This is a genomic window from Stratiformator vulcanicus (assembly GCF_007744515.1).
In the GTDB taxonomy this organism is placed as follows: domain Bacteria; phylum Planctomycetota; class Planctomycetia; order Planctomycetales; family Planctomycetaceae; genus Stratiformator; species Stratiformator vulcanicus.
Genome location: NZ_CP036268.1, coordinates 2,877,729 through 2,901,142, shown reverse-complemented (window position 1 = coordinate 2,901,142; position 23,414 = coordinate 2,877,729). Strand labels below are relative to the sequence as shown.

The following is a 23,414-nucleotide window of genomic DNA, read 5'->3' as shown; positions in this document are numbered from 1 at the left end:
CAATGCGACATTAAACCGACAAGCCCGGCGACACCGAGTCATTTTCCATTAACGGGCGTATTGAGAATGTCACTTAGGATTTCGTCGAGCGGCATCGATGGCTTTTGCCCCGTCAGTCTTTCCAATTTAGAGACGTCGGGCACGCGACGGCGGATGTCCTCGAAATTGGAACCGTAAGCCGATTCATAAGTTTTGTAGCAAACCTTCGAGTCGGATCCCGCTACGCGGATCGCGGCGTCGGCCAATTCCTTGATGCTCACCGCCCGGTCGCTGCCGATGTTGACTACTTCACCCACGGCGGCGGGAGTCTCCATTAACGTGGTCACAGCATCGACCACTTCCCGCACATGAGCGAAGCAGCGGACCTGCGACCCGTCATCGTAAATGGTCAGTTCTTCGCCTCGCTTCGCTTTCTCCAGGAAACGTGGCACGACCATCCCGTAGTCGCCGACCTGTCGCGGTCCGACGACGTTGAAGAACCGTCCGATGACGACATCGAGCCCGAATTTCTGGTGGTAAGCCAAGGCCAAGAATTCATCAATCGCCTTCGAGCAACCATAGGCCCAGCGCGGTTTTGTCGTTGGGCCGAACACAAGGTCGTCGACCTCAGACCAAACTTCGCGGGGATTTTTTCCGTAAACCTCGCTCGTTGAGGCCAGGAAAAACTTCTGGCCCCCCTGCACCGCGAGTCGCAGCATCGCGTCGGTCGGATCGATATTGGTCTCGATCGTACGGACGGGATCGTCGGCGACCAATTTCACCCCAACCGCCGCCGCGAGATGGTAGATCACGTCGGCGCCGCGGACGGCTTCAGTGACCGCGATCGGATCGGTAATCGACCCTTGGAAGAATCGAAACTCCGGGTGATCAACGACTCCTCGCAGATTGACCAGATCGCCGGTCGAAACGTTATCGAGCACGTCGACCGAATGACCTTGATCAAGTAATCGTTCGACCAAATGTGAGCCGATGAAGCCGGCTCCGCCGGTAACCAGGCAGCGAGACATCGTATTCCAGTTGCAGTTCGGAACGGAAAAAAAGTCGGGACGGAATGAAAGACTGACGAGGTAGTTCGCCAATCGGCGGAGGTAATAGCCGCGTGGAACGACCCCACAAGAGTGTAGCCGAACAACTTTTCCCCCGACAGGCGACAGGCTGAACGGTGTGCCGCACCGGCTGTGTTCGTTGCCGACACGCTCTCGCGAAGACGCGATCCGATCGCTGATCTGAGCTTCGTTCAAATTGCGAAACGAAGCGTCGCTCGATTTGTAAAGCCACGTTGACGTTTTCTTGCCGCTGCAAGCGAGTGAGATCGCACTGCTTTTCCACATCGGCTTTGTAAGTGGTTTATCTGATTGGATATATGGCCCGAGTTCCGGTTATTCCGTGTGCAACGATTACACGGATTCTGCGGTTGGTACGGGTTGTGCCAATTGTAACGGTGTCGTGAGACCGGGGCCGTGTGAGAGCGTCCCCGCTCGGGTTTGGTTCATGTGCGGATGCGAGTGCACGTGGCTGCCTGAGAGACCGCCAGAGGTCCATGGGTGACCTGAGAGACCACTCGTGGAAGTGCCGACCGTCGGTCGCGGCCCACCGCTTTTGTCGGCGGGTCGCCCGTCGGTCGGGTGTGCGAAAGCGCCACTGCTTCGGCTTGGGCGGACGCAGACCTGATCGCTGAGAGAGAACCGACCGCGGGGTGTCCCTGTGGTTCGAACTGGATTTACCTAACCGCTGAGGAACAACTCATGTCGAAACTCTTTAGAAACCTGATGGCCGATGAGTCCGGAATCATTTTGTCGGCCGAACTCGTTCTGATTCTTACTCTCGGCGTGCTCGCGTGCGTTGTCGGTATTAACGCCATCGCGAAAGCCGTCAACCACGAGTTGATGGACGTCGCCTCGGCGATCTCCGCGGTCGACCAAAGTTATTACGTGAGCGGCTTCTACAACTCGCACGGCAACGCCGGTAAAGCGGGCTTCGGATTCGTCGACCGAGCGGACGAATGTGATTGCGCCGCTGTGGTTTCAGGAAGCTGCAATGTCGTCGATGGAGCTTTCCGTCGCGGCGAAGCGATCCAGCACCCGATCGCGCCGAACGATGCCATTCAGAGCCCCGTGCCGATGCTGCATGACGACGTCGCGCCCTGCCTGGACTGTGAGGAAGTAATCGGTCCCTGCCACGGCTGCGACATTGAGCCGGTCCCGGCTGACGAACCGGTCAAGCATTGAAGGCTGGCTCGTTCGGCTGATCTTAAGGCGATTGCAATGCGAAGCGGCTGCCGGCCACCGGCAGCCGCTTTTTTGTTTCGAAACGTTAATACCGGATATAACGATTCGTTTCGTAATCTCGACACTGACTGTCAGTCTGACTGTGAGGCATTGACGGATTACGAGGTCCGCAAACCGATGTAAGTCGAGTCGCTAAAGAGACATAGGAAGAATACGTCGCCGGGCGCAACCACTTCAGAGCAGATATCCGGCGATACCGGCACGATCACTGCAATATCCCAAAATCGTTCAGTCGACAAAGCCGACAGAAAGTGACCGGCCTTGTCGTCAGCCCGCCCAAGTAACGCGGCAATGAACGCTTCCTGCCGGTTCGGGCCGCCGGCGGAGCAGAAGCAAGGTCCGATTGCGGTCTCTCTCAACCCGGTTGTCTCTCGAAAAGGTGAACTGTCATGTTGCGTAATCTCTGGAACGATGAACTTGGTCTGATCATTAGCGCGGAGCTCGTCCTCGTCTTAACGATCGGAGTGATCGGCGTCGTTGTCGGCCTGAACGCCGTCGCTAAGTCGGTCAACCACGAGCTGATGGATGTCGCCTCAGCAATTGGAGCCGTCGATCAAAGCTATTTTGTTTCGGGCTTCTTCAATCAGCACCTGAACGCCGGCAAGGCGGGTTTCGGTTTCGCCGATCGGGCTGACGAATGTGACTGTGCCGTCCTGATTACGCCTTTCCCGGCCGTGAAAGTCGATCGCGTCTTCGGCCCAGGTTCCGGTGGGCCTGAAGCCGGGGCGATTCGCGGTGGCCGTTAATTCAACTGCCATTGAACTGCATACGTCATCAGTGTGAGAGCTGAGAACGTAGACCGATCGGACCAGGATCGGAAAAGCATCGCACGGCCTATCAAGGTCGTGCGATGCTTTCTTGCTTCATTTCTCGTTTCATTCCGCCCTGCCGTTCAGATCATGAACGCCGGCATTGACAGTCCGTTAGCTCGCATTGACGAACGAACGTCGCAGCGCCGCCGGGTGGCGAAACGGAAACAGCCACAGCACAAAGCCGTAAGCCTATTCAAGAGATTGCTTTAAGCGCCCACGGCCTCGACCGAATGCGAGTCGATGTGGCAGTACGGCAACGGTTCGGCACGCCTGATGCTTTTCGGAAACATGTTGCTTACGCAGCACAAAGTCATGTCACGGTTCGCCGGACACGGCTAGACCTTGCAAGGGTTTAGAGACGCTTTGGCCGGCGTCTCGCCACGGGCGATTTGTCGTCCGCGTTAATTTCGATTCGCCGATGCGTCCGCGGACGACGCGTTGGATTAAACAGAGTCCGCAATCCTGGTCTCTCACACGGTCTCTCTCACAACTGAGGAATTCTGACAATGTTTCGTACTCTCTGGAATGATGAAGCTGGTCTTATCATCAGCGCTGAACTCGTCCTCGTTCTGACCATTGCCGTCATCGGTGTGGTTGTCGGCCTGAACGCCGTCGCCAAGTCGGTCAACAACGAACTGCTCGATGTCGCTTCGGCCATCGGTGCCGTCGATCAAACTTACTTCGTTACGGGCTTCCGTAACGAGCACGGCAACGCCGCCACCGTCGGATTCGGTTTCTCGGATCAGGCTGACGAATGTGACTGTGCGATCCTCGTCACGCCGGGTCCCCGCGTGAAGGTTCAGGATCCGGGCGAAGGCCCCGGAGCTGGTGGTCCTGAAGCAGGCACCGGCACCCCGTAAGCTGACGGCAGGGTTGTCCCTGCAACAACGACTACCCTCGACACCTCGCAGTGGGAAACCGCTGCGAGGTGTTGTTTTTTTCCCACGTGGCAACACCACATGATGCCTTAAGGGAACATCAAACCCTCGGTCTGGAGCGTTGAGTTTAACACTTCGAAAACTATTCGAACTTAAGTTTTTCAGTGTTTTGTAAGGCGAGGTGAACGTCGATCAATTTTTTTAACGTTCCGCTTTACACTTTGGCACCGCCCTTGCTTTTACCCTCTCTCGACCGCCAGCCGCGAGGCGGTCCTGTCGGAGTCGAGTGGATCGGCCCGACCGGACAAGAACAATTTCTTAATGCGGCGTAAGGGCAAAAGACAATGAAGACTGAACTCAACCTGACGAACTCGCTGTTGACCAACCTGTGGAACGATGAGGCCGGTGTGATCCTCAGTGCCGAAATCGTTCTTGTACTGACCATCGCTGTGCTGTCTGTCGTCGTCGGTCTGAACGCTGTCGCCAAAGCCGTCGTGTTTGAACTGGCCGATGTTGCCAGTGCGATCGGTGCCGTCAGTCAGTCCTTCCATGTTGAAGGCTTCCACAACGAGCACGGCAACGCCTGCACCGATGGTTTCGGCTTCCAGGACCGGTCGGACGAATGTGACTGTGCCGTAATCTTCACCAACGGTGGCGGCATCAAGGTTGACCGGGTCAACGGACCGGGCTCGGGCGGACCTGAAGGTGGTCGCCGAGGCAAATAATTCAAGTCATCTCCTGCGATTTAGAGGAGTTTTGAGGGGCTGCCCTGTACCGTCGCTGATGGTCGTGTCAGGAGGACAAGGTGCAGTTAAACGCCCCCACGGCGACGGTAGCCTCGCGACGGCGTGGCCCGCCGGTCGCAACGGGTGACTTGCAGACCACGTCTAAAGGCCCCGCGGTATATCCGCGGGGCCTTTTTTTTGCGCCTACGAACGTGTCAATGAAAAACAAAAACAATCAAACAAGCCCGCAGCGCAAGCAAGGGACATAACCGACCGGCTGCGTTGCGCAGAAAACAACTGCCTCGATCGCACGTTGCGGACGCTTCAATAAAAGCTATTTAAAGCTCAAACCCGTCCATCTTGCCGATCACCGTGACGCCGTTTTCAGAAACCGCAAAGCCGCGGCGACGGTCCTCGTCATGATCGAAGCCGATCTCGGCTCCTTCGGGAATCTTTACACGCTTGTCGATGATGGCTCGCCGGACCTTGGCATGTCGGCCGATCTCGACACCTTCAAACAAGATCGATTCTTCCACCGTTGCCCAGCTATGGATGTGGACGTCCTGAGAAATGACCGATTTCGAAACCTGTCCGCCGGAGATGATCGTCCCGCTGGCAACGAGACTGTCGTGGGCCTCGCCGACACGCGGTTCTTCTCCGGCCGTTTGCGCAAAGACGAATTTCGGCGGCGGAAAATTGGGATGGAACGTTCGGATCTCCCACTCCTGGTCATAGAGATTCAGTTCCGGCGACACACTCACCAAGTCCATATGGGCGTCATAGAACGCGTCGAGTGTTCCGACGTCACGCCAGTAACCCCGCGTGCCGGTGTTGCGGTCTTGGAAAGGAAACGCCCGCACGCTCCCGGTCTCGATCGTCCGCGGAATGATGTTTTTGCCGAAGTCATGCGAAGTGCCGGGCTCCGTCGCATCGCGAACCAGCTCTTCGAAGAGTGTCCGCGCGTTGAAAACGTAAATCCCCATCGAGGCGAGACACCGCTCATCGTCTCCCGGCATCGGTCTCGGATCGGCCGGCTTTTCGGCAAATTCGACGATCCTTCGGCTATCGTCGATCTGCATCACCCCAAATTCGCGTCCCTCGTCGAGCGGCACCGGAATGCACGCGACCGTTGCCTCGGCCCCCGATTCGATGTGCTGCTCGATCATTTCCGAGTAATCCATCTTGTAGATGTGATCACCCGACAGAATCAGAATGACATCTGGACGGCAGCTTTCGATGGTGTAAATGTTCTGATAAACGGCGTCGGCGGTACCCTGGTACCATTTTTCGTCGATCCGCTGCTGCGGCGGCAGAACGTCGATGTACTCGTCGAGTTCCCGGCACAAAAATCGCCAACCGAGGTTGAGGTGCCGGTCAAGACTGGCGGCTTTGTATTGCGTCATCACCAGGATGCGCCGCAGCCCACTGTTGATGCAGTTGGAGAGGGCGAAATCGATAATCCGATAGGCCCCTCCGAACGGCACTGCCGGCTTCGCCCGATCCCGGGTCAGCGGCTCCAGCCTGGTTCCCTTGCCCCCTGCCAGCACCAGCGTAACAATCCGCGCCATCCCTGCGGTCTCCGTCGATTTGCGTTTGCGACCGACTCGTGTCCGTCGAACTCTCGTGTCTTTCGAACCCTAGTATCCAACGAATTCTCGCCGATTCCTACCCCGGCGGGCGGTTTGATCGAACTTCGCCGACGTTCTCGGTGTCCGTCCGCAGATCGGCAAAACTTTCGGTCGCCCCTGCCCACGCTTGACAGAATCGGCTCAAGACTTATTGTTCGACATACGTTGCTGCACCCCTAGCTCAACTGGATAGAGCATCGGTCTACGGAACCGAAGGTTAGAGGTTCGAATCCTCTGGGGTGTATTTTCTTTGCGCTCCTTTGATTTGGGATCTGTCGGCAGGGCAGCCAAAGTGATCGCGTTTCTCCGTAGCTTACGCAGAAACCTTCCCCGACGGAGCCGCACCGATGCCTCGACGCTAGGAAACGCGCGGGCCCGCCGGACGCATTTTTGCCCTTCGGCTGTCGACCTTGCTGTAGCTTGGTAGCGTTGTCCTACTGGCCGGTCTCACTCCGCGCTCGGGCTGTCGCCTCGGTTCTGCGGAATGGTCTGACCCACGCGGGATCAGATCAACCTCCGATCCACCGAACGCGAAAAGAATCTCCCGGAACTCGGCGCAGGCTCGACAAGAGGGGTCTGAGCGAAATCGACGGGTGAAAGCGCGACGCAGGCTCGCGGAAGAAGTCATCAGGCATGAAACCCTCTTAAGTTTCAATCTGGCTCCGACTTCGTGCTTGCAGCTCTAGAAGTTTCCCAGTTTACGAATTCTGAAAGCCCTTCAAGGTCTGGGAAAACTGCTTTGCGATTTACCCCAATTTCAGACAATTGACGTTTGAGTATTGGCTTTATTTTTGAAGGGACAAGAAATCGAACAAGGTCGATCCCATGGGTTGGTCTTAGCAGCCCAAGATCATGAATTATTTCGCCGGGTAACAATGGTTCATTCGGCGCCGGATGGTATGTAAAAACTCCTGATTGCACCAGAATGCGAGAGTCGATCGGCGGTGGCGTAATCTGTCCAACATCTAATCGTTCTCCAAGGCTAGCCGTCGCTGTATCAATGTGCCATTGCGGCGTATAGCAAAAAATGGCCGCGTCTGCGTCGGTCTGTGAGTCGACGGCAAAGTATAATGCCACAAGCGGATTGGTAGACCAGTCCAATAATCGGGTTGCAAGCCCATAGTGTTGCGCAAACGCCAAGCACTCGTAATCGTTTTCCGGCATTGATTTCGTGTAAGCAACTGCCAAGTTCCGCCAGTGATTGAATCTGCCGAAATCCCGAGGAGGTAACCCAGCGAGCGCAGGTTTTCCGGTTTCTCTTAAATAATACTTCGGTCGTCCCGCTTTCGGAATCAGCGGCCACGACGCATCTCCCTGCCCTCGGTAAATCCAAGCAAGATTTGGATAGTCAGCTATTCCAGAAAGGAATTGTGGAATTGTTGTAATTGTACTCTCTGGCATTTTCATTTTCGTCACTCTTTTCGTAGTCTGATGGCACAGATTTGGGCTTTACCGCGAATTACTCGAATAAACAATCCCAGCCAAGTACGATAGCCGGCAATCAATCGACCGGCCAACTTCTCCTCTTTGTTTTGGCTCGTACCCTAACCCGTTGCAATGACAGCCACTTGCAGATTTCCAGTTGCAGGCAACGGTGCCAAAAATCGATGGTCACCCGCACTAAGCATGCTTCCCGTCAGCCCATCCCATTAATTGAAATGGCAAGCCTTTGCCGAATATAAGATTCGCAGACGCGGTAGTAGCGGACCATTGAGTCGATCTCGATCCATTCATCGACGGCGTGCAGGTTGCCAACCAGTGGTCGCGAAAGATTGACGGGAATGCCCTGCTGTCGAAAGAACCGGCCGTCACTTCCTCCCGAAGCGCGGACGAGCCGCACAGAATTGCCGGTCATTTCTTCCGTCGCTTTGCAAAACAATGGGTCGGGGTCGAGGTGTGTCGGCTCCGCAGTCATGAGCGGCTGCAACAGACATTCCGGACCGAGCACGTCTCTCACCTGCGAAATGACGCTCTCTACCGAATATGGCGGTGGGAAGCGAATATCGAGCACGGCAGTCGCTTTTTCCGGGATGCGATTCGGCGTTGTGTTTTCGGTCGAGCAGATGGTGATCGAACAGGTCGGGAACCAGTGATTGACCTGTTCCTCGATCGATTCCGAAGGCCAATACTGATCGAAATGGTCTCTTAATCGAGAAAGACTTTGAATCAGCGATTCCAGCGCATTGTCACCCAGCCAAGGGCGCGCCGCATGGGCTTCATGCCCGCTTCGCATCACTTGGGCATGGAGAACACCTTTTTCCTCAGTTGTCACATCATTCAGCGATCCGCCATCGGGGATGATGGCGACGCCGCACCGCAGTCCGACTTCATCGATGAGGTAGCGGATACCGTCGAAGCCTCCCCGCTCCTCATCAGATGTTAATGCCAATCCTAACGATAACCCCGGGTGCGCCGTGTGCAGGGCGCGGTGCAATTCGACCAGAATCGCGATCTGGCCCTTCATATCTCCCGTGCCGGGCCCGTAAATTCTCCCCTCGTTAAGTTTCGAGTGATAACAGTCGGGATCGGAGTGCTCGATAACGTCGATATGTCCGCAAAGGAGCACGTCGGGTTCATCGACACCGTCGGGCCTAACGACCATGGAGTGGTATCCGCGACTTTCGAAGTAGTCGGTGCGGATTCCCTCGCCTTGCTCCAAGTGATTTTGCAGGAACTCGAAACATCGCTTCCGCTCTCGCGGTCGACTGTCAGTACTGGGAATTAAGACGAGGTCCCGTGTCAGCGCGGTTAATCGGGATCGAAGTTCGTTGTCGCTGCTGCTCATATTGTCCTTATTCAAGCTGTCCTTAACCAAGGCTGCTCACGAGAAGAGTTCGTGATTAATCACGATCACGGTTCCACGTGACCGGCATGTCCTGTTCTGCCAGGGAGAGAAATTGATGACACTCTTCGACAGTGCGGCCGAGGCAGAGAAACTGGCCCTTATGCACCAGATTGTCCTTCCCGAAATTAAGATTGAGTGGGAGTACGCCGGCATTTTTACCGGGATGATACAGGTGGCCGGGCTGCTCCAACATCTTAAGCAGGTCTTCCGCCGTCGCCGGCACCCCGAGTCGAAGGTTCTGCAATAACCACGCTCCGCTCGGATTGAAGTGTCGACCCAACAGCGACGGATAGGTCGCTCCAGTAACTCGGGCATTGATCTCGCACACATAGACTTCAGGTGTCGATCGACCCTCTTTTTCGACAACCAGCCAATCGATACTCGCCGTCCCGCGGTAGCCGGTTTGATGCAGCCAACCACCGGCTGACTCTGCTTGTCGCATCATTTCTTCACGCAGGGCGGGGAACCTTGCAAGATAGGTCGGCGGCGACTCATTCCCCTGGTGGACCGACTCGTCGCTTAGGATCTGTTCTGTCAAATCAAACGCGTAAACTCGTGACTCGTCGAGAAAAATCTGCGTGCTGGGACTGTGGACGTGCCGGACATCCATAGTCCCCTTCCCGAGCCAGCCCTGAACCATGCACGGGCCCTCATAGAAATAATATTCCGGAATAGGCGGAAACGAACTCTGATCATAAGGCGGACGGACATGTAAAGTCCCGATGCCGGAGGCTCCGATCTGGGATCGAATTACCGCGGACCCGAACCCGCGCTGCTGCAATTGCTTGGCCGCTTGAATGGCGTTGTCGCGAGAATTCGCCTCCAACGTTTCAATCGTCGGCAACCCGGCTTCTTTAAGATAACGATGAAGCAGTAATTTATTGTTGCCGTCGCGGCTGGCGGCCATCGTGCTGATCGTGCGGCAATTTAAGTGCTCCGCCACACGTGTCAGGGTTTCATCGGTTACGTAGCCGTCAATCCAGTCGGTGTTGTGTCGGCCGGTGACATCGAGCAATGCCGCAATATTAGCGGAGTGCTGCTCTTTGAGATGGCGGTTCAGCTCCAAGTATTGATCGTGCGGCATCACATGCAGCCGGGGAAGCGAAAGCCCGAGGTCGTCGCGCAGGTACCGACAGTGTTCCTCGCTCGCCTCGCGCTCTAATAGCAGCAGGTTATCATCGCCGCGGAACAGGAGATTGAGGATCGGAATTAATCGTCCCCCGTAAGAGTCGATCTCTCCGACCTCGTCACGCAGCGCGGCAGTCTCTGCTTCGTTGCCGTAGAACAGGCCGAGCAGGTTCGCGAAGAAGATGACTTTCCGAGACCACAATGGCGGGAGGTTGCCTCGGGTATCAACAAACTCCGCTTTACTAAAGGCGTCTGATTTTTCAGGCGATGCTGTGGTCACATTCTTCTTTCATCAGCCGGGCTGAGAGTCCGTTCCGAAGCGTACGGCAGCCCGGTTCGCTCCGTGACCGGAAGTGCGTCCATGTCGCAACGCAGCATCACAGTCGGGCCGCTGCCATTCTTCATCAGAGCGACGACGCCGTGCCCGCCGATACCGGTGGTCACCTCAAACCCAAGCGATCGCCATTCATCGGCGAGCCGGGCCGCGGTTTGCTCTTCGTGGAAGGAGAGTTCGGGCGACTTGTGGAGTTCGACATACAGCTTGACGACGTCTGTCAGATTTTCGTCCGCCCATTCTTCAACCGGCCCGGCAGGCAGGACCGTCGCGTAGAGCATTATGATTGTAATGAACGCGATCGATCGAATCGCGTTTTGCTCAAGTCGGCATCTCAGGGACGCTATTGCGATGGAGTTCAATCTGATTGCCTTCGGTCACGCTAGGAGAGAATTACCAAACTGTGCGGAATTCTCGACATGGTTCAATTTGTTGCATTGTAGAACCATGACAGGCTGCGCGGCAATCATCGCTGTTTGTAGATCATCTCCTCACTTTCGATCTACATTCTGAGTACGCAAAAGCGGATGCTGGCTGGTGTTCTGTCCCAATCGCACCGTTGGGAGAACCGGCCTTTCGGAGTCGTCGTCTAAAGAATGAGACGAGCGAGTAAAGTCGTGCGCGTTGTCCATTGTCGCGGGTATTCGCATACGTCGCCGAGCGGTTGGCACTGATGACTTCGCGGGATGCCGCGTGACGGTTGCCGCCGGTACATGCTTAAATCCCGTCTGTTGAATGGGAGAAGCAGACGTGTGCGGCTCTTTTCTGGGATGGGCCAGTGTCTGTGTGCTCTGGTCGTTCGGCTGTTCTGAAAGTGTCAGATCCGGTTCGATCGTTCCGCTTCCGGCCCGAAGAGAGACTGTCTTAACTCCGGTGGCAATCTCCCCCGTTTCTCCGTTTTCTCCAGAGAGTTCGGGCTTGGGCGTAGTGGCCCCTTCCCAATCATCTTTTGTCAGATGCTTGCTCGGCAACGTGATCGTCGCTTTCTCGGAGAACAATGGCTGGCTGCCATCGGACGGAGTGAATCGGACTTGAAGCTGGCACTTCGCCGTACGGTCTCCCTCGCGGGTATAAGGGACGAAGACATTATAAGTGGGACCGAGCATTCCGTAGTGCAGGTGCGCGTCCCAAACACCAGGTTCAAAGTCGAATTGATGAAGCGGTTTCACCTGTTCGTCCGGGGTACCGCCATCATCGAACACATAAATCCGTGACTGCCCGTTGACCGATACCGGTGTATTATTTGATCGCGTGAAGAATAAAATTTGCCCGGCGAATCCCCGGGTGGGAAGTCCGTTCACTCCTTTTCCCTCGGCAGGTTGCCAGACACACAGGCACTCGACCGCCGGGTCGGCGGCAGTGGCTTCGTGCGGGACCTTCTGTTTGGAGAGTCTTAAGAAACTGAGCTCGGCACAACTGCATAGGCTCATTACGCAGAGCGCAGCAACGATTAAGAGCGGCTGCTTGTTGAATCGCTCGACACGCGTGGGCGTTTGAGGCCGTGTGTTCAACTTATGATTCGGCATCTTTTCGCGCTCTATCGAAACGATAATTGATCTGCCATCGAAGCCCAACGTACTTCTCAATCGTCAAGCGTCGTGCGACCTGCTCCTGACTCTGTAGCGAACGGTTCAACTCCACTCCCGGCCCCATCTTGGCTTGCATGGGGGAACACGGTGGATTCATTGGGCGAAGGCTCAACGAGCCTGGGCTCTGGTGAGAGTACCGGCGCCGGTGCAGGCACCGTTGACTCGTCAATTCGCGTCGGTGATCGCTGCGGAATCATCTGCGGAAATTGAGGAGCCAGTGGCGATTCAATTCGCGTTGTGGGAATGTCGGGATACTCGACAATCGGGGCATATTCTCCCGATCCCGGCAATTCCGCCGCTTCAGGCGGACAGTAGTCGTAGACGCTTTCCTCCGGCGGCACCGCATAGAGCGGGCCATGAATTTCTTCGGCCTCGCGTTCAATAAAGTGAACCCGCTCCGACTCGACCCGTTTAATCAGTTCTGAGTCGAATTCGTCGCGGATCACGCGTGGAGTCAGAAAGATCAGCAATTCGGTCCGCCGCGTATCGACGCCGTCATACCGAAAAGGAATTCCTAAGATCGGGATGTCGCCGAGCCACGGTACTTTGCGTTCGAGCGATTCATCACGTTTTGTGATCATTCCGCCGAGCACGACGGTTTGACCGTTGCCGACGCTGACCGTCGCGCGGGCCGTCGAGATGTCAATAATCGGTGATTCGACGACATTGCCCGTATTCACATCGGTGAAGATCGGGATTCCGTTTCCGCTGACCGCGCTCTTCGTGGCAATCGTCTCCATGACGATCGTGCCGTCGGGGCTGATCCGCGGCGTGACCGACAAGATAATCCCGACGTCTTCAATATTGACGACCGGATTGGCGAGCCCGACAGCACTGACGGTGACTCCGCGAACGACCGGCACCTGTTGGCCGACCTGAATTTCGGCCAATTGGTTATCGAGCGTTCGGATCTGCGGTCGGCTCAGGATGTGGACCTTACGTTTGGATGCCAGGGCCCTCAGCAAAATGCTGACTGATTCGGAACTCGCGGCGAGAACCAGCCCGCCAAACCCCAGATCGCCATTAATTCGACCGAGAGAGAAGTTTGTTAATCCCTGCGTTCCGACCGACGAAGTGTTGTTGGTGACGTTCGTTCCGACTTGCTGATTGTTAAACAGAAACCCCGGCTGAGCATCGAGCGTGACGACCCGTTGCGTCGTCGTCTGAACGCCGTTCGGAGAGGTAAAGGTCTCGGCAATGGTTGTGATCCCGTCAGCCGGGATCACGCTGCGATTGAACAGGACTGAGTCTTGAAGTCCGAGTTCGACGCCGAATTCATCGGTGTTTTGAAGTTCGACCTCAACGAGCAGGGCTTGGATATTGACTTGAGCCGGGGCTTCGTCGAGTCGCGCGATCAGATTTAAGATGTCTTCGTAATATCGTGGCGTCGAGCTGATCAGAAGGCTGTTGCTCACAATCTCGGGCACGACGATGACTTCGCGCTCTAAGAGCTCGACGGTGCTGATCAGTTCTGGGTCAACGGTTGCAAGATCACGCTGTCCTTGAAGGAACTCATTAATGGCGGTCGCGACTTCGAGGGCCGGGCTGTTGCGAAGTTTAACGACGGTCGTCTTCCGCTGGCGGACATCCGACTGGTCAAGTCGTAAAATGATGGCCTCGACGATGCGCAGCGCGTCGAGTCCTCCAATTGCGAGGATGCTGTTCGTGCGGGTATCGACTGAAAAGCGGAGTGGAATCAGTCCGCTGCCTGCATCTGATGCGCCGGCCACTTGCACGCCGAGTCCGCCCTGCTGGCTGCCCGCCTGCGTCTCTGCATTAAACAAATCTAATAGCAGTTCCGACATGGCTGCGGCATCGCTATTGACCAGCGTAAAGACTTTAATTTCAGCGACCATTTCCGATGGGCGATCGAGTTGCCGGATGATTGCTCCGATGAGGTCCAGGCTATTTTCCGGTGCTGTCACGAGCAAACTATTGGTCCGCGGGTCGGCGGTGATGCGTATATCCGCCAGAATGCCTGATCGCACGAGCCGCCCCGATTCGCCGTCCTGCGACAGGAACTCCAGCACTGTCGCACGGGCGTCGCGGAACTGCTGATCTAACTGGGTCGCCCCGGCGGCTCCGCCACCCGCTCCCCCAAATCCTCCGGTTGGTTGCGTCGGCGGGCCGATCGCGTTTTGAAGCGTGGCGTTGACGACATCGACGAGTTCGATCGCTACGGCGTGCTTCAGCGGAAATACAGTCATTCGGCTGACCGCTTCGGACTCGCCGCGGTCGATCTTCTTAATAAGTGCGGCGATCTCATCGAGGTCACGAGGTCGAGCCTGCACGATCACCGAGTTGGTTCGAATGTGTGGAGTGATTGTTACGCGAGTGCCAAGGCCGCCCCGCTCTGCATAAAAGTCTTCCAGCAATGCCTCGACCTGCGCGGGGACCGCATTCTTTAAATAGAAGACTTCGAATTCAGTTTCGGGTCGGACCGGTTGATCGAGTTCGTTTGCCAGTTCCAGCAATGGGGGCATGTCGTCTTCGTTCGCCATCAGGATGACGGCGTTCGGCTTAACCACTGGGATCGCAGCTACGGTCTGACGGACATCTCCGCCTCTGGCCCGCAACGTCGAGAGTTGTTCATAGACCGCTGTGAGCAGTTCAGCCATCGCTCGAGAGTCGACATGCCTTAGATTTAATAGATGAATACTGGGGACCGCACCCTGGCTGACCTGCTCCAGCGTGCGTACGACTTCCATGACCGCTTCGACATCGGCTTCGTTACCACGAAGAACCAAAACGCCCAGATCAGGCACCGCCTCAACCGAGACGTCGCCCCGCAGCGATTCAATTAAAGACTTTAATTTGGGGTCGTCGGTATCGGCGGGAATTGCCGTCGTGTCTTCGTTCGGTCGCGACGGAGAAGCGTCTGGCTGTTGCTGCGAATTTTGCTGCGTTTCGAAGAACGGCTCCGGTTCGAACGGATTGTTCCCGCGATCGTTTCCTGGCGCTGTGCCCGGTCGAGCGGGTTCGCCCTGCTGCTGCAATTGTGCGACGAGCGTTCCGACTCGGGTCGCCAATTTCCGGCCACCGGTTTCGGAACTCGTGGCGCGAAAGACCTCGCCGCCTGGCGTCGACGGAGCGTCAAGTCCTTCGAGCAACCGCAAGAGAGAATCGGTCTCCGCCCGTTGTCCTCTAATTACGAGCCGACCGCCTGATTCGTCGATGCCGACCTCGAACAGCGGCTTTGAAGATGCCGCTTCAGACGATTGCGTCTCTTGAGCCGTTCGGTAGACCTCGAACGAGGGCAGCCCGGCGACACCAGTGTTGACCAGTTTGGCACGCGACTCGAAAATTCGATGTGTTTTCTTTGCCAATCGAACCGGATCGGAGTTTGGTTCGACCGCGATTGTGACTAGTTCCGAATTACCGATGTCGTTGCCCGATGTTTCGGTCTCGACAGCCGCATTTTTAACCGCGTTCGACTCGAACTCGTTTGTCGTTCCCACCGGCCGAATCGGCGACACCGTCGTTCGGCGTTGCATCGGTCGATTGCTTTTGCGTTTGACGTCGTATTGCCCTGCTTCCCCTGCCGGCGGCAATCGATCGGCGGCCGCCTTCGATTCTCCCAACAATTGAGGCCGACGGTAACGGGCCCGCAGACTAGTGAGATCGAGGACGACGAGATACGAACCCTGCTCGATCACCCGGAAGTTCTGCTCTTCGAGCTCGCGGTTGATGATGCGAACCGCTTCGCCGCGTGAGTATTCGTGCAGGTCAGTGCGCGACCAGCGTCCACCGGGGGCTCGGTCCATTACCAAATGTGAGTCGCTTTGCGCCGCAATGCTTCTGAGAACCGACGGCCACCCTTGGTTGGCGAACGTCATTCTCACGATCGGCTCGGACGGCTCTTCTCGCGGCGGCGAGGTCGTCTTCAGCGGCTCCCAGTCTTCGGCCAACACTGCTGACGAGCAAAGAAATAGCGCGGCTGCGACTAATCCCATTATGCAATCGGGATGTCGAAGGAGAGGCATCCCGGAGTCTCTTCGCGACTGTTGCGACGATCCGTATTGATGGCGATCCATTGCGATTCTCTTAGGAAGCCTGAGCGCACTCCGATGAGAGCGGCGCATGACCTATCTTTCCTGATCGTCACAACCGGACCCGTCAGTCCACAAAACTCCTTTCAATGCGAAGGTTTTTTTCGAAGATTCCCCGCGCGCCAAACGTGACACAAGCCATTGTCTCGTAGCATGTTAAGTCGCCGGCAGCACGGGAAGCACTTTGCGGCGCTCGACGCATGGGGAGCGAGGCGTGCGAAAACGTTTGATACGTTTTGACCAGCGGTCACTGAGAATTGGCTTCGGCAAGCGATTGGCCGAGCCGAATTGATCGCTTCGTTTGGTCCAACGCAAGGTCGACCTCTCTCGCGCGAACATCGACGACTGTCCATTTTTCGGAGCCGACCGGCAGTTCCTCGCTCGATTTCAGTCGTAAGCGTTGGCCAGATTTGCGGTTCAAGAACCAAGCCTCGCGGGTTCCGTCCCGATCGACGACTCCGACGAGGATAATGTCCCTGGCCGGGTCGCCCTGCGGTGCCGCCGGGGGCGGATCGGTAAGTTCGACGGAGAGGCGGTTGCGTAATGGTTCCTCACCGGCCCGAAGAGCAATGATCTCGACCTCGTACCGCCCCGGATCGACCTCGGTGCGTCCGGTCCATCTCAGGACACCGCTTTCCCCAATCGATAGACCAGCTGGCTGCGATGCACCGGGGAACTCGAGACTGTAGTCCGGCTCGGGCAGCGAAGGATCGTCACCCGAAAGTGAAACGTCGAGTGACCATTCGTCGTCAGTACGAAGAACGGCAACCTTACCGGTAACCCGGAATCGCGGGTCAAAAACTGTCGGGAGCGCGAACGGATGGGCCTCACGAATATCCCTGGCGGCCATAATTGCCGCTTCTGCATCGATCGAACCGGCTGGCAAAATTTGCACGGCCGTTTCCGCGGCGTGGGCGGACGGTTCTGTACCATCGACTCCGCGCGTCACTTCGACCACTGAGCCTTCGGCCGATATGACATCGAGTCGCTCTTCAGCGATCTGAATCAATGCGGGCAGTTCATCCGGCAGCAGGTCGGTGCTTGCCAAATTTAATTGCTTCGATTCGGTATCGACTTCCGAAACCAGTGTCGTCTGCGGGAAAAGAGCAACGCGGTCGGGCGTATCGGTCAGACAAACCCCCTCGGCGAGCAGCGTGACGATCAACGGCGATGAACTCGTCCGTCCGCTGCCGCCTAATTCGAGTCGCGCGATCCGTTGCAATAGGCCGACCCGATAAAAGCTAACGAGAAAATCGGTTAGCTCCTCCGTCGTTGCCTGCCCGCTGATCGAGACTTGCACGGCGACATAGACCGTCCCGCGAGAGATACGGTTTTCAGGGGTGACCTTGAGTTGCTTAAAGCCTTTCGATTGCGCGAGGTCCGTCAACCACTGTTGATACAACCTCTGGGCATCAAGCGGCTCCGGCGGCAGGCTCCGACCTTTCAAATCTTTAAGTTCCTTCGTCATGCGAAGCAGCGCGAGTTGCCGATCTTCCTTGCGCTCATATTCCGACTTCAGGGCACTGCGTGTACTTCGAAGTTCATCGAGCGGGCCGAAGATATTGCGATAGAACATCGGCCAGCCCTGCCAGGCCAGAAGGCCAAGCAGAAAGACGATGCCGAGGATCTTTTCGCGAGTTTGCATTTAATAATTCAATCGTTAACTCTGTGTGACCGATTGCGTTGCCGGCTCGCCGGGAACGACGGCTTCGTCCGCACCGGTGTCCGACTCGAGAACCTGGACATCAATTTCGAATCGATAAGGGTAATCTGGGTCGCTACGCGTCAGGTCGATTTGTTTGGGACGCACGCGATAACCGGCATCGGAAAGACTTTGGTACGTCTCTTCGACATCCCGTCGATTCTTCGCCCGGCCCGACCCTTGAATTGTTGCGAGCGCATCGCCGCCGACGGGATTGATCCTTAAATCAAGCAAATAAACACGGTCGGTCCCCGGTAACCGCTCCGCCAGCCTTGATAGTTCGAACAGCCAATTGACTTCGTCCTCTCTCCAGACATCGATCGTTTCGACCGAAGTGATAGTCGGCTCGCCCCGCTTCAGGACGGCGTCGACATCTGAAATATCCAAGTTCAGACGATCAATCTCAGCCTGCAAATCCCCGCTGCTAACCGCGACATACGCGTAGAGCCCAACACACATCAATAGGAGGCCTGCCGCGGCAGAGGCGAGATAGAGCCGCCTTCGATCGGGCTTCGGCTTCGGTTTTCGTGGGTGAAGGAAATCAAAGCGGTTGAATTTGTCAGCCGTCTCTATGCCGGCAAGCACAGCCGGCAGATTATTAAGGGCGCGTTCATGGTCTTCAGATTCGCAGTCAACGAGGTCTTCGATCGCGATGAAATTGAGAGCAATATCCGAGTGAGTTGTTAAAATCCCTCGCACCGCCTCATCAAAATCGCCAATCAAATGGACGGTTGCGATGGGCTGTTCGTGCAACGATTGTTGGCACAATACGAATGTGCGATTGAGTTCGGCCGACAGGAGCCGGTCGTTCGGGGCTTCGTCTGGGTCCCACAACTCGGCGGCATGAATTAATAGAGGCCCCGAATGGTCATACGCCACGGCTTCGAATCGACCGCTGCGGTGCCACGCCAGAAGGGCTGGAACTGTGGCTGAATTAAAAACGCCTTTACCGAGGCAACCTGTCAGAAGATCAAGCGTACTGACACCGATGCTTTGAACAGTGAGCCCGGCCTTCGACAGCACCACGCAGATTGCCGCCAATGTTGTATGTGTGATGGCGGCCGAAAGCACGTATCGACTTTCGCCATCTTGCGAAGACCCGCAGGGGATGTAGTCAAAGACAATCTGATCGACCGGCATCGCTGAGACCGTCGCAAGCTGCATCTCGACGAGTGCATAAAGGTCTTCGTCCGGGACATTGGGGAGTTCTAATCTCCGGACGACGACATCTTCTCTCGGGACGGTGACGACGGCGTCGCGCGGCGACATGCCTCGTTCTTTAAGTTCCCTACTTAGTAATAGAACGAACGCTTCTTCTCCCTCTTGCGATGGGACTTCCGCATGGAATGTGTGCCGCACGTGAATCGGTCCACCCTCCGCATCGCGATCAATGCAGACGAGGCGGTTCGAATGCCATTCAATACCAAGTGGGTGAACCATGTGTCGTTAAACGCTTTGAAGTCAGAAGACTCAAATGGGATTTAATACTCTGCCTTACCGCATCACCGGTTCGGCGACGGGCCGAAAGAACTCGGGGGGATACCCTCGCCCTAAATCACTCAGGTCTCGCACGAATATTAATTGTGGTGGATATTGCGTTGTGTCAATCAACGCTTCGAGCCGGGCCGCGGGTCCGCCTGCATCAAAGGTACCGACGCTTTGCAGTCGAAAGACTCCGCCGCCAGCCGTGATGTATTGATCCAGCTCCCGCATTTGCTCGAGGTTCACCAGTTCCTGCTCTACCATCCACGCGGTTGTCGGCGTGGCGTCGCCGCTGGTCCATCCTTGCCCGGCGGTGAGTCGGGTACCGACGATCGAATCGGCCAGTTCTTCGGTCATTTCGGGGATGCCGAGCAGTGCTTCGCGTTGGGCGTGATTAATGTTGATTCGCCCCTCGATATAGGGTTCCGCGCTGAGGCCCACGGCGTCGAGGAGAATCGGAAAGGCTGACTCCCATGTCGAAGGTTCGGCCGGCCATGGACTGTCGAGCGTTGTTCGCGCGCCGTCGATTTCAGCTTCGACCTGTACGGCGACAAGTTCGTAAAGCGAGCGGATGCGGAACCTCGCCCGGGAGGGGATGCGGATTCCACCACGCGTCTCACCTTGCGTGTTTGAATTGCCGCCACGTCGACGGCGACCGAAAGGCGATCCGCCCTCCACCCGCGGACCACTGATCCGAAACGCGAGAACAAACTTCGCAATCTCTTCACCCAACTCGATTTCGAGTTCGTCGTAGAGCGCTGCGAGATCGCTGCCGTTGACATCGATTTTGGTCGACCCGTCGGCGCGGAGATTCGTCTCGCGTGAATGGACCGTCAGATAGAAGCGCCAACCGGTTTCGAGAATGCCGTCGGCATTATCGAGTGGAAGCGTTTCCGCCCCGTCGTCCTCATTAGGATCTAACACGCCGTTCAAATTAAGGTCTTCACCATATAGCAATTCCGGTGTCACGCCGCGCACGAGCAGCAGTTCGTCGAGCACGTCGACGGGACCGTCTTTCGGTGAATAAGGGGGACTGAGTGTAGAGTAGTATTCGCCCTCTGCCCCAAACTCGCGGAGTGTCGCATCGGGGTCGAGCCAGTCAAGAATGGCATCGGCGATCTCGATCGTCATGCCCGGGATCGGGAGCAGCATGTTGCGGCGTTCTTCCTCGTTAAGCCGCAGGTCGAGTAGGGCGTTTAAATTAATTTTGCCCGACTCATTGGCGACTCCAAATTGAATCAGCGGGTCTTCGTACTGCTGCGGCACCAGCGACAGCACACTCGTCCGTCCTGTTCCGCTGGCCGTTGCGGCGGGCTTGGTTAGGACAGCGTGAAAGAGTGAGTCATTCGAGGCGAGTTCTTCGATTCGCAGATCTTGTGGGTCGGCGAGCCAGGCCCGTGCGAGTTCCACACCCGACTCAGCCGCGAGGCTGGCCTCGACGCTTCGCCGGTACATCTCGGTCGCTTCGCGTTCGCTGACCGATGTGTCTGTGAAGGTGTAAGCCGCCAGTGACAACATCACGATGACGATCAGCACAATCGGCAACACGATGCCCGAGCGATCGGAAGTTTTGCAAAGGGCGATAGCTTTCACGGCGTCACCTCCGTTACCGCTTCCGCCGCGTAGGCGCCCGCGAGAGGCAGCGCGATCACGCCGCGCCAAGACTCGTCCGTATCGAGTGAGAACCCTGTCGTTTCAATAGACTGGTCCTCGGCCTCGAATACAAACGTGACTTCGACTGCCGCGGGCAGGTTGCGGGTGACAGAGGAGTCCCACGCTTCGACCCAGCCGGCGCCATCGAAATAGCGAAAGTAAACCGCGGTGATCTCAGGTGCGAGGACTTCCGTAGCGTTGGCCAGCAGTCCGAGATTGCCTTCAACATCGGCTTGTTCAATGGCGAGCCGATCTCCTGATAGCCGCGAAAGGCCGACTTCCGCGCGGGCATCGCCCACGGCTCCCGCCAGTCCACCAGCGCCGGGCGAGGCAACAAAATAGGAGACCGACTGCAATTCACTGACCTGCGAAGTGCCGCCATTGGCTCCGGACAGTCGGTAGTTAAGCCGCGGCGGCCGGCAGATTTGCATCACCAGCGCATCGGTACTGCCGGTCAAACCTCCCGATGCGGCGAGCAGTGATGATTCCGGATCGACGGCGCCGATCACCGTTGCCTCGTCCTCCTCGGGCTCCTCTTCAGTCGTCGATTCAGAGTCCTCTCCCGCCGCAGCAGCGGGGTCGGCGGAGTCGACGACCGCCCCATCCTCCTCGGCGGCAATCGTATCGACGCGGAACGTGACCGATCGCAGATCGCGAGAAATGCGTTGGAATACGGCCCGGGCAATGCGAGCCCGTTCAATCTCCTCGCGCCCCGTCATGACGAGCCGCCGATTCAGTTCCAAGGCCGAAAGAATCGCCGCCATTAAAACGACGGTCAGGGCGAGAGCCAGCACGACTTCGATCAGCGTGAAGCCGCCGGGTGATCGATGAGTTAATTGGGGGTGAGATTGCATCCTCATCGTCCCGCCTCCGAGGCGATTGCCGCGACGATTGCGGTATCGACAATCGGAATCCAACGGCGCAATTCGCAATCGACGTCGAAGTCGCGTTCGCCACCTCCGTATTCGACTGTGACGACCGCTTCCTGCAGACCAGGATGCGGGCCGGCGAGCAATTCGAGGCTCCAGGTCCAACGGCCTTCCAGGTCGTCTTCGAAAGGAATGCTCGAAACGGACTGCATGGGAACGACTCCCGCGACGACTTCGGCAATCTTTGAATCGCAGCGGACGATCGCCTCCGACCTTAGGCGAGAGACCGAAGCGGACCGGGCCCCGACATTTAATATCTGAGAGATCGCTGCCAGCGCCGCGATAAAGATTGCGAGCGCAAGGACGACCTCGTACAGCGTCAGCCCGTTGCGGCTGGTCGTCATGGCCCGCCTCCGCGACCGATCGAGCCTACGGTGACCGCGCCGGTCAACCCGCGAAGTTTGATCACGATCGAGTGATTCGCGTCATCGACGAGTCTGATCTGCGCTGAGTCGGAAGTGCCGTCGGGATAAAAGAAGACGGCAGCGGCGTCGCTCTGAGCAGTCAAACTGAGACCCTCGGATTCCGCAAATACGATATCGCCGTCGAGCCTGTCCTCTCCAATAAATGTCACTCCGGGGGGCGTTTCTATAGCGGTTGATTCGACCGCCCCAGCACTCACGTCGAACAACAGTGCGACACGAAATATGTTCGTTCCCGTTTCGAATTCGAATCGCATGGGGACGCCCGCATCGATCGCGTCCCGCCTTGCTGTTGTAAGTACCTGCCTGATTTGATCTGCTGCGCCGCGAAGCGGTCGCGTCGACATTGCGCCGGAGAGCGTCGGCACGACCATGCCGGCAATCACTGCCAAGACCGCGAGAACCAGCAGCAGCTCGAACAGCGTAAATGCCCGGCGCTGCGTCTGTTTCCCTCGCGAATGCGGTGATGTGCGGCCGGCCGAACTCACGTCTCGCTCCAATTATTGATGTCGTCACCGCCCCCGTCTTCATTTCGCTTGTTCGGTCCGGCCGACCAGATGGCGGGCTTTGTCGCGCGGCCGCCCTTGGAGTTCGGGTATTCGTAGAGCAGAGGCGTCTCCCACGCGTCCGCGGGTGTTTTTTCAAGATAGGGCTCGATCGCTTTGCCATCGTCATCGACCGGCTCAAGCAGCAGCGCGACTGCGTCCTGCCCACCCTGTGGGTACTCGCCATCATGGTCGATCGCGTAGAGCTTCGCCGCCTGCTCCATCGCCGAGATGCTGTTCTTAGTTGTGTCGATCATGGCCTTCTTCTGCCGCCCCAATAACTGCGGCACGACCATCGCCGCGATGACGCCCAGGATGGCGAGCACGAGCAGCACTTCGAGCAGCGTGAAGCCGGCGCGGCGGATTCGAATGTTATGACTCTTCATTCTCAGTCTTCCTTTCAAT

19 protein-coding genes and 1 tRNA gene are annotated in these 23,414 nt (G+C 57.0%); 5 read left to right on the top strand and 15 right to left on the bottom strand.

Annotation, left to right across the window (positions count from 1 at the left end):
* Positions 1-38 precede the first annotated feature (38 nt).
* A complete protein-coding gene (locus Pan189_RS11365; protein ID WP_310820348.1) occupies positions 39-1,331 on the bottom strand; it encodes an NAD-dependent epimerase/dehydratase family protein in 1,293 nt (430 codons plus the stop codon).
* 414 nt (positions 1,332-1,745) lie between these two features.
* Here Pan189_RS11365 and Pan189_RS21380 point away from each other — a divergent pair, with 414 nt between their 5' ends.
* The 4 genes from Pan189_RS21380 (at position 1,746) to Pan189_RS11345 (ending at position 4,703) form a co-directional block, all read left to right on the top strand.
* A complete protein-coding gene (locus tag Pan189_RS21380) occupies positions 1,746-2,228 on the top strand; it encodes a hypothetical protein (RefSeq protein WP_310820347.1) in 483 nt (160 codons plus the stop codon).
* Between the two features lie 449 nt (positions 2,229-2,677).
* Entirely contained in the window at positions 2,678-3,034 is a 357-nt protein-coding gene (locus Pan189_RS11355; RefSeq protein WP_145364032.1) for a hypothetical protein, read from the top strand.
* 572 nt (positions 3,035-3,606) lie between these two features.
* Positions 3,607-3,960 (top strand): hypothetical protein, encoded by a 354-nt coding sequence (locus Pan189_RS11350; RefSeq protein ID WP_310820346.1) that lies wholly within the window; start codon positions 3,607-3,609, stop codon positions 3,958-3,960.
* 362 nt (positions 3,961-4,322) lie between these two features.
* Positions 4,323-4,703 carry a branched-chain amino acid aminotransferase gene (locus Pan189_RS11345; protein ID WP_310820345.1) on the top strand — a complete coding sequence of 127 codons (381 nt, stop codon included), beginning with the start codon at positions 4,323-4,325 and terminating at the stop codon, positions 4,701-4,703.
* A gap of 338 nt (positions 4,704-5,041) precedes the next feature.
* Here the strand turns inward: Pan189_RS11345 and glgC are convergent, their stop codons facing one another.
* Positions 5,042-6,271: a glucose-1-phosphate adenylyltransferase gene (glgC, locus tag Pan189_RS11340; RefSeq protein WP_145364031.1), complete on the bottom strand. Its 1,230-nt coding sequence runs from the start codon at positions 6,269-6,271 to the stop codon at positions 5,042-5,044.
* Between the two features lie 230 nt (positions 6,272-6,501).
* Here glgC and Pan189_RS11335 point away from each other — a divergent pair.
* A tRNA-Arg gene (locus Pan189_RS11335) sits at positions 6,502-6,575 on the top strand.
* A gap of 407 nt (positions 6,576-6,982) precedes the next feature.
* Here Pan189_RS11335 and Pan189_RS11330 read toward each other — a convergent pair.
* From Pan189_RS11330 to gspG, 13 genes are all read right to left on the bottom strand, one after another.
* Positions 6,983-7,738 (bottom strand): FRG domain-containing protein, encoded by a 756-nt coding sequence (locus Pan189_RS11330; RefSeq protein ID WP_145364030.1) that lies wholly within the window; start codon positions 7,736-7,738, stop codon positions 6,983-6,985.
* Positions 7,739-7,967: 229 nt separating this feature from the next.
* Positions 7,968-9,116: a M20 family metallopeptidase gene (locus Pan189_RS11325; protein WP_145364029.1), complete on the bottom strand. Its 1,149-nt coding sequence runs from the start codon at positions 9,114-9,116 to the stop codon at positions 7,968-7,970.
* A 55-nt stretch (positions 9,117-9,171) separates the two neighbouring features.
* Positions 9,172-10,584, bottom strand: coding sequence for an ATP-grasp domain-containing protein (locus Pan189_RS11320; RefSeq protein WP_145364028.1), 1,413 nt, complete (start codon positions 10,582-10,584; stop codon positions 9,172-9,174).
* Positions 10,581-10,919, bottom strand: coding sequence for a zinc-binding metallopeptidase family protein (locus tag Pan189_RS11315; RefSeq protein WP_145364027.1), 339 nt, complete (start codon positions 10,917-10,919; stop codon positions 10,581-10,583). Before Pan189_RS11315 ends, Pan189_RS11320 begins: the two co-directional genes overlap by 4 nt.
* Before the next feature lie 210 nt (positions 10,920-11,129).
* Complete coding sequence (locus tag Pan189_RS11310; RefSeq protein WP_145364026.1) at positions 11,130-12,164, bottom strand: hypothetical protein; 1,035 nt, start codon at positions 12,162-12,164, stop codon at positions 11,130-11,132.
* Positions 12,165-12,220: 56 nt separating this feature from the next.
* A complete protein-coding gene (locus Pan189_RS11305) occupies positions 12,221-16,180 on the bottom strand; it encodes a secretin N-terminal domain-containing protein (RefSeq protein ID WP_310820344.1) in 3,960 nt (1,319 codons plus the stop codon).
* Between the two features lie 343 nt (positions 16,181-16,523).
* Positions 16,524-17,921 carry a hypothetical protein gene (locus tag Pan189_RS11300; protein WP_145364024.1) on the bottom strand — a complete coding sequence of 466 codons (1,398 nt, stop codon included), beginning with the start codon at positions 17,919-17,921 and terminating at the stop codon, positions 16,524-16,526.
* A gap of 15 nt (positions 17,922-17,936) precedes the next feature.
* A complete protein-coding gene (locus tag Pan189_RS11295; protein ID WP_145364023.1) occupies positions 17,937-19,418 on the bottom strand; it encodes a type IV pilus biogenesis protein PilM in 1,482 nt (493 codons plus the stop codon).
* A gap of 54 nt (positions 19,419-19,472) precedes the next feature.
* On the bottom strand, positions 19,473-21,053 hold the full coding sequence (locus tag Pan189_RS11290; protein ID WP_145364022.1) for a type II secretion system minor pseudopilin: 1,581 nt from the start codon (positions 21,051-21,053) through the stop codon (positions 19,473-19,475).
* Positions 21,050-21,967 carry a prepilin-type N-terminal cleavage/methylation domain-containing protein gene (locus Pan189_RS11285; protein ID WP_310820343.1) on the bottom strand — a complete coding sequence of 306 codons (918 nt, stop codon included), beginning with the start codon at positions 21,965-21,967 and terminating at the stop codon, positions 21,050-21,052. The genes Pan189_RS11290 and Pan189_RS11285 overlap by 4 nt, the downstream gene beginning before the upstream one ends.
* 2 nt (positions 21,968-21,969) lie before the next feature.
* Positions 21,970-22,386, bottom strand: coding sequence for a hypothetical protein (locus Pan189_RS11280; protein ID WP_145364020.1), 417 nt, complete (start codon positions 22,384-22,386; stop codon positions 21,970-21,972).
* Positions 22,383-22,952, bottom strand: a complete 570-nt coding sequence (locus Pan189_RS11275) for a prepilin-type N-terminal cleavage/methylation domain-containing protein (protein WP_310820342.1) — start codon at positions 22,950-22,952, stop codon at positions 22,383-22,385. Before Pan189_RS11275 ends, Pan189_RS11280 begins: the two co-directional genes overlap by 4 nt.
* Positions 22,949-23,395 (bottom strand): type II secretion system major pseudopilin GspG, encoded by a 447-nt coding sequence (gspG, locus tag Pan189_RS11270; protein WP_145364018.1) that lies wholly within the window; start codon positions 23,393-23,395, stop codon positions 22,949-22,951. Before gspG ends, Pan189_RS11275 begins: the two co-directional genes overlap by 4 nt.
* Between the last annotated feature and the right edge of the window lie 19 nt (positions 23,396-23,414).

Coding starts and splice junctions, on each gene's coding strand:
- Pan189_RS11365 (WP_310820348.1), bottom strand. CDS start 1,331: ATGTGGAAAAGCAGTGCGATCTCACTCGCTTGCAGCGGCAAGAAAACG.
- Pan189_RS21380 (WP_310820347.1), top strand. CDS start 1,746: ATGTCGAAACTCTTTAGAAACCTGATGGCCGATGAGTCCGGAATCATT.
- Pan189_RS11355 (WP_145364032.1), top strand. CDS start 2,678: ATGTTGCGTAATCTCTGGAACGATGAACTTGGTCTGATCATTAGCGCG.
- Pan189_RS11350 (WP_310820346.1), top strand. CDS start 3,607: ATGTTTCGTACTCTCTGGAATGATGAAGCTGGTCTTATCATCAGCGCT.
- Pan189_RS11345 (WP_310820345.1), top strand. CDS start 4,323: ATGAAGACTGAACTCAACCTGACGAACTCGCTGTTGACCAACCTGTGG.
- glgC (WP_145364031.1), bottom strand. CDS start 6,271: ATGGCGCGGATTGTTACGCTGGTGCTGGCAGGGGGCAAGGGAACCAGG.
- Pan189_RS11330 (WP_145364030.1), bottom strand. CDS start 7,738: ATGAAAATGCCAGAGAGTACAATTACAACAATTCCACAATTCCTTTCT.
- Pan189_RS11325 (WP_145364029.1), bottom strand. CDS start 9,116: ATGAGCAGCAGCGACAACGAACTTCGATCCCGATTAACCGCGCTGACA.
- Pan189_RS11315 (WP_145364027.1), bottom strand. CDS start 10,919: ATGCTCTACGCGACGGTCCTGCCTGCCGGGCCGGTTGAAGAATGGGCG.
- Pan189_RS11310 (WP_145364026.1), bottom strand. CDS start 12,164: ATGCCGAATCATAAGTTGAACACACGGCCTCAAACGCCCACGCGTGTC.
- Pan189_RS11305 (WP_310820344.1), bottom strand. CDS start 16,180: ATGGGATTAGTCGCAGCCGCGCTATTTCTTTGCTCGTCAGCAGTGTTG.
- Pan189_RS11300 (WP_145364024.1), bottom strand. CDS start 17,921: ATGCAAACTCGCGAAAAGATCCTCGGCATCGTCTTTCTGCTTGGCCTT.
- Pan189_RS11295 (WP_145364023.1), bottom strand. CDS start 19,418: ATGGTTCACCCACTTGGTATTGAATGGCATTCGAACCGCCTCGTCTGC.
- Pan189_RS11285 (WP_310820343.1), bottom strand. CDS start 21,967: ATGCAATCTCACCCCCAATTAACTCATCGATCACCCGGCGGCTTCACG.
- Pan189_RS11280 (WP_145364020.1), bottom strand. CDS start 22,386: ATGACGACCAGCCGCAACGGGCTGACGCTGTACGAGGTCGTCCTTGCG.
- gspG (WP_145364018.1), bottom strand. CDS start 23,395: ATGAAGAGTCATAACATTCGAATCCGCCGCGCCGGCTTCACGCTGCTC.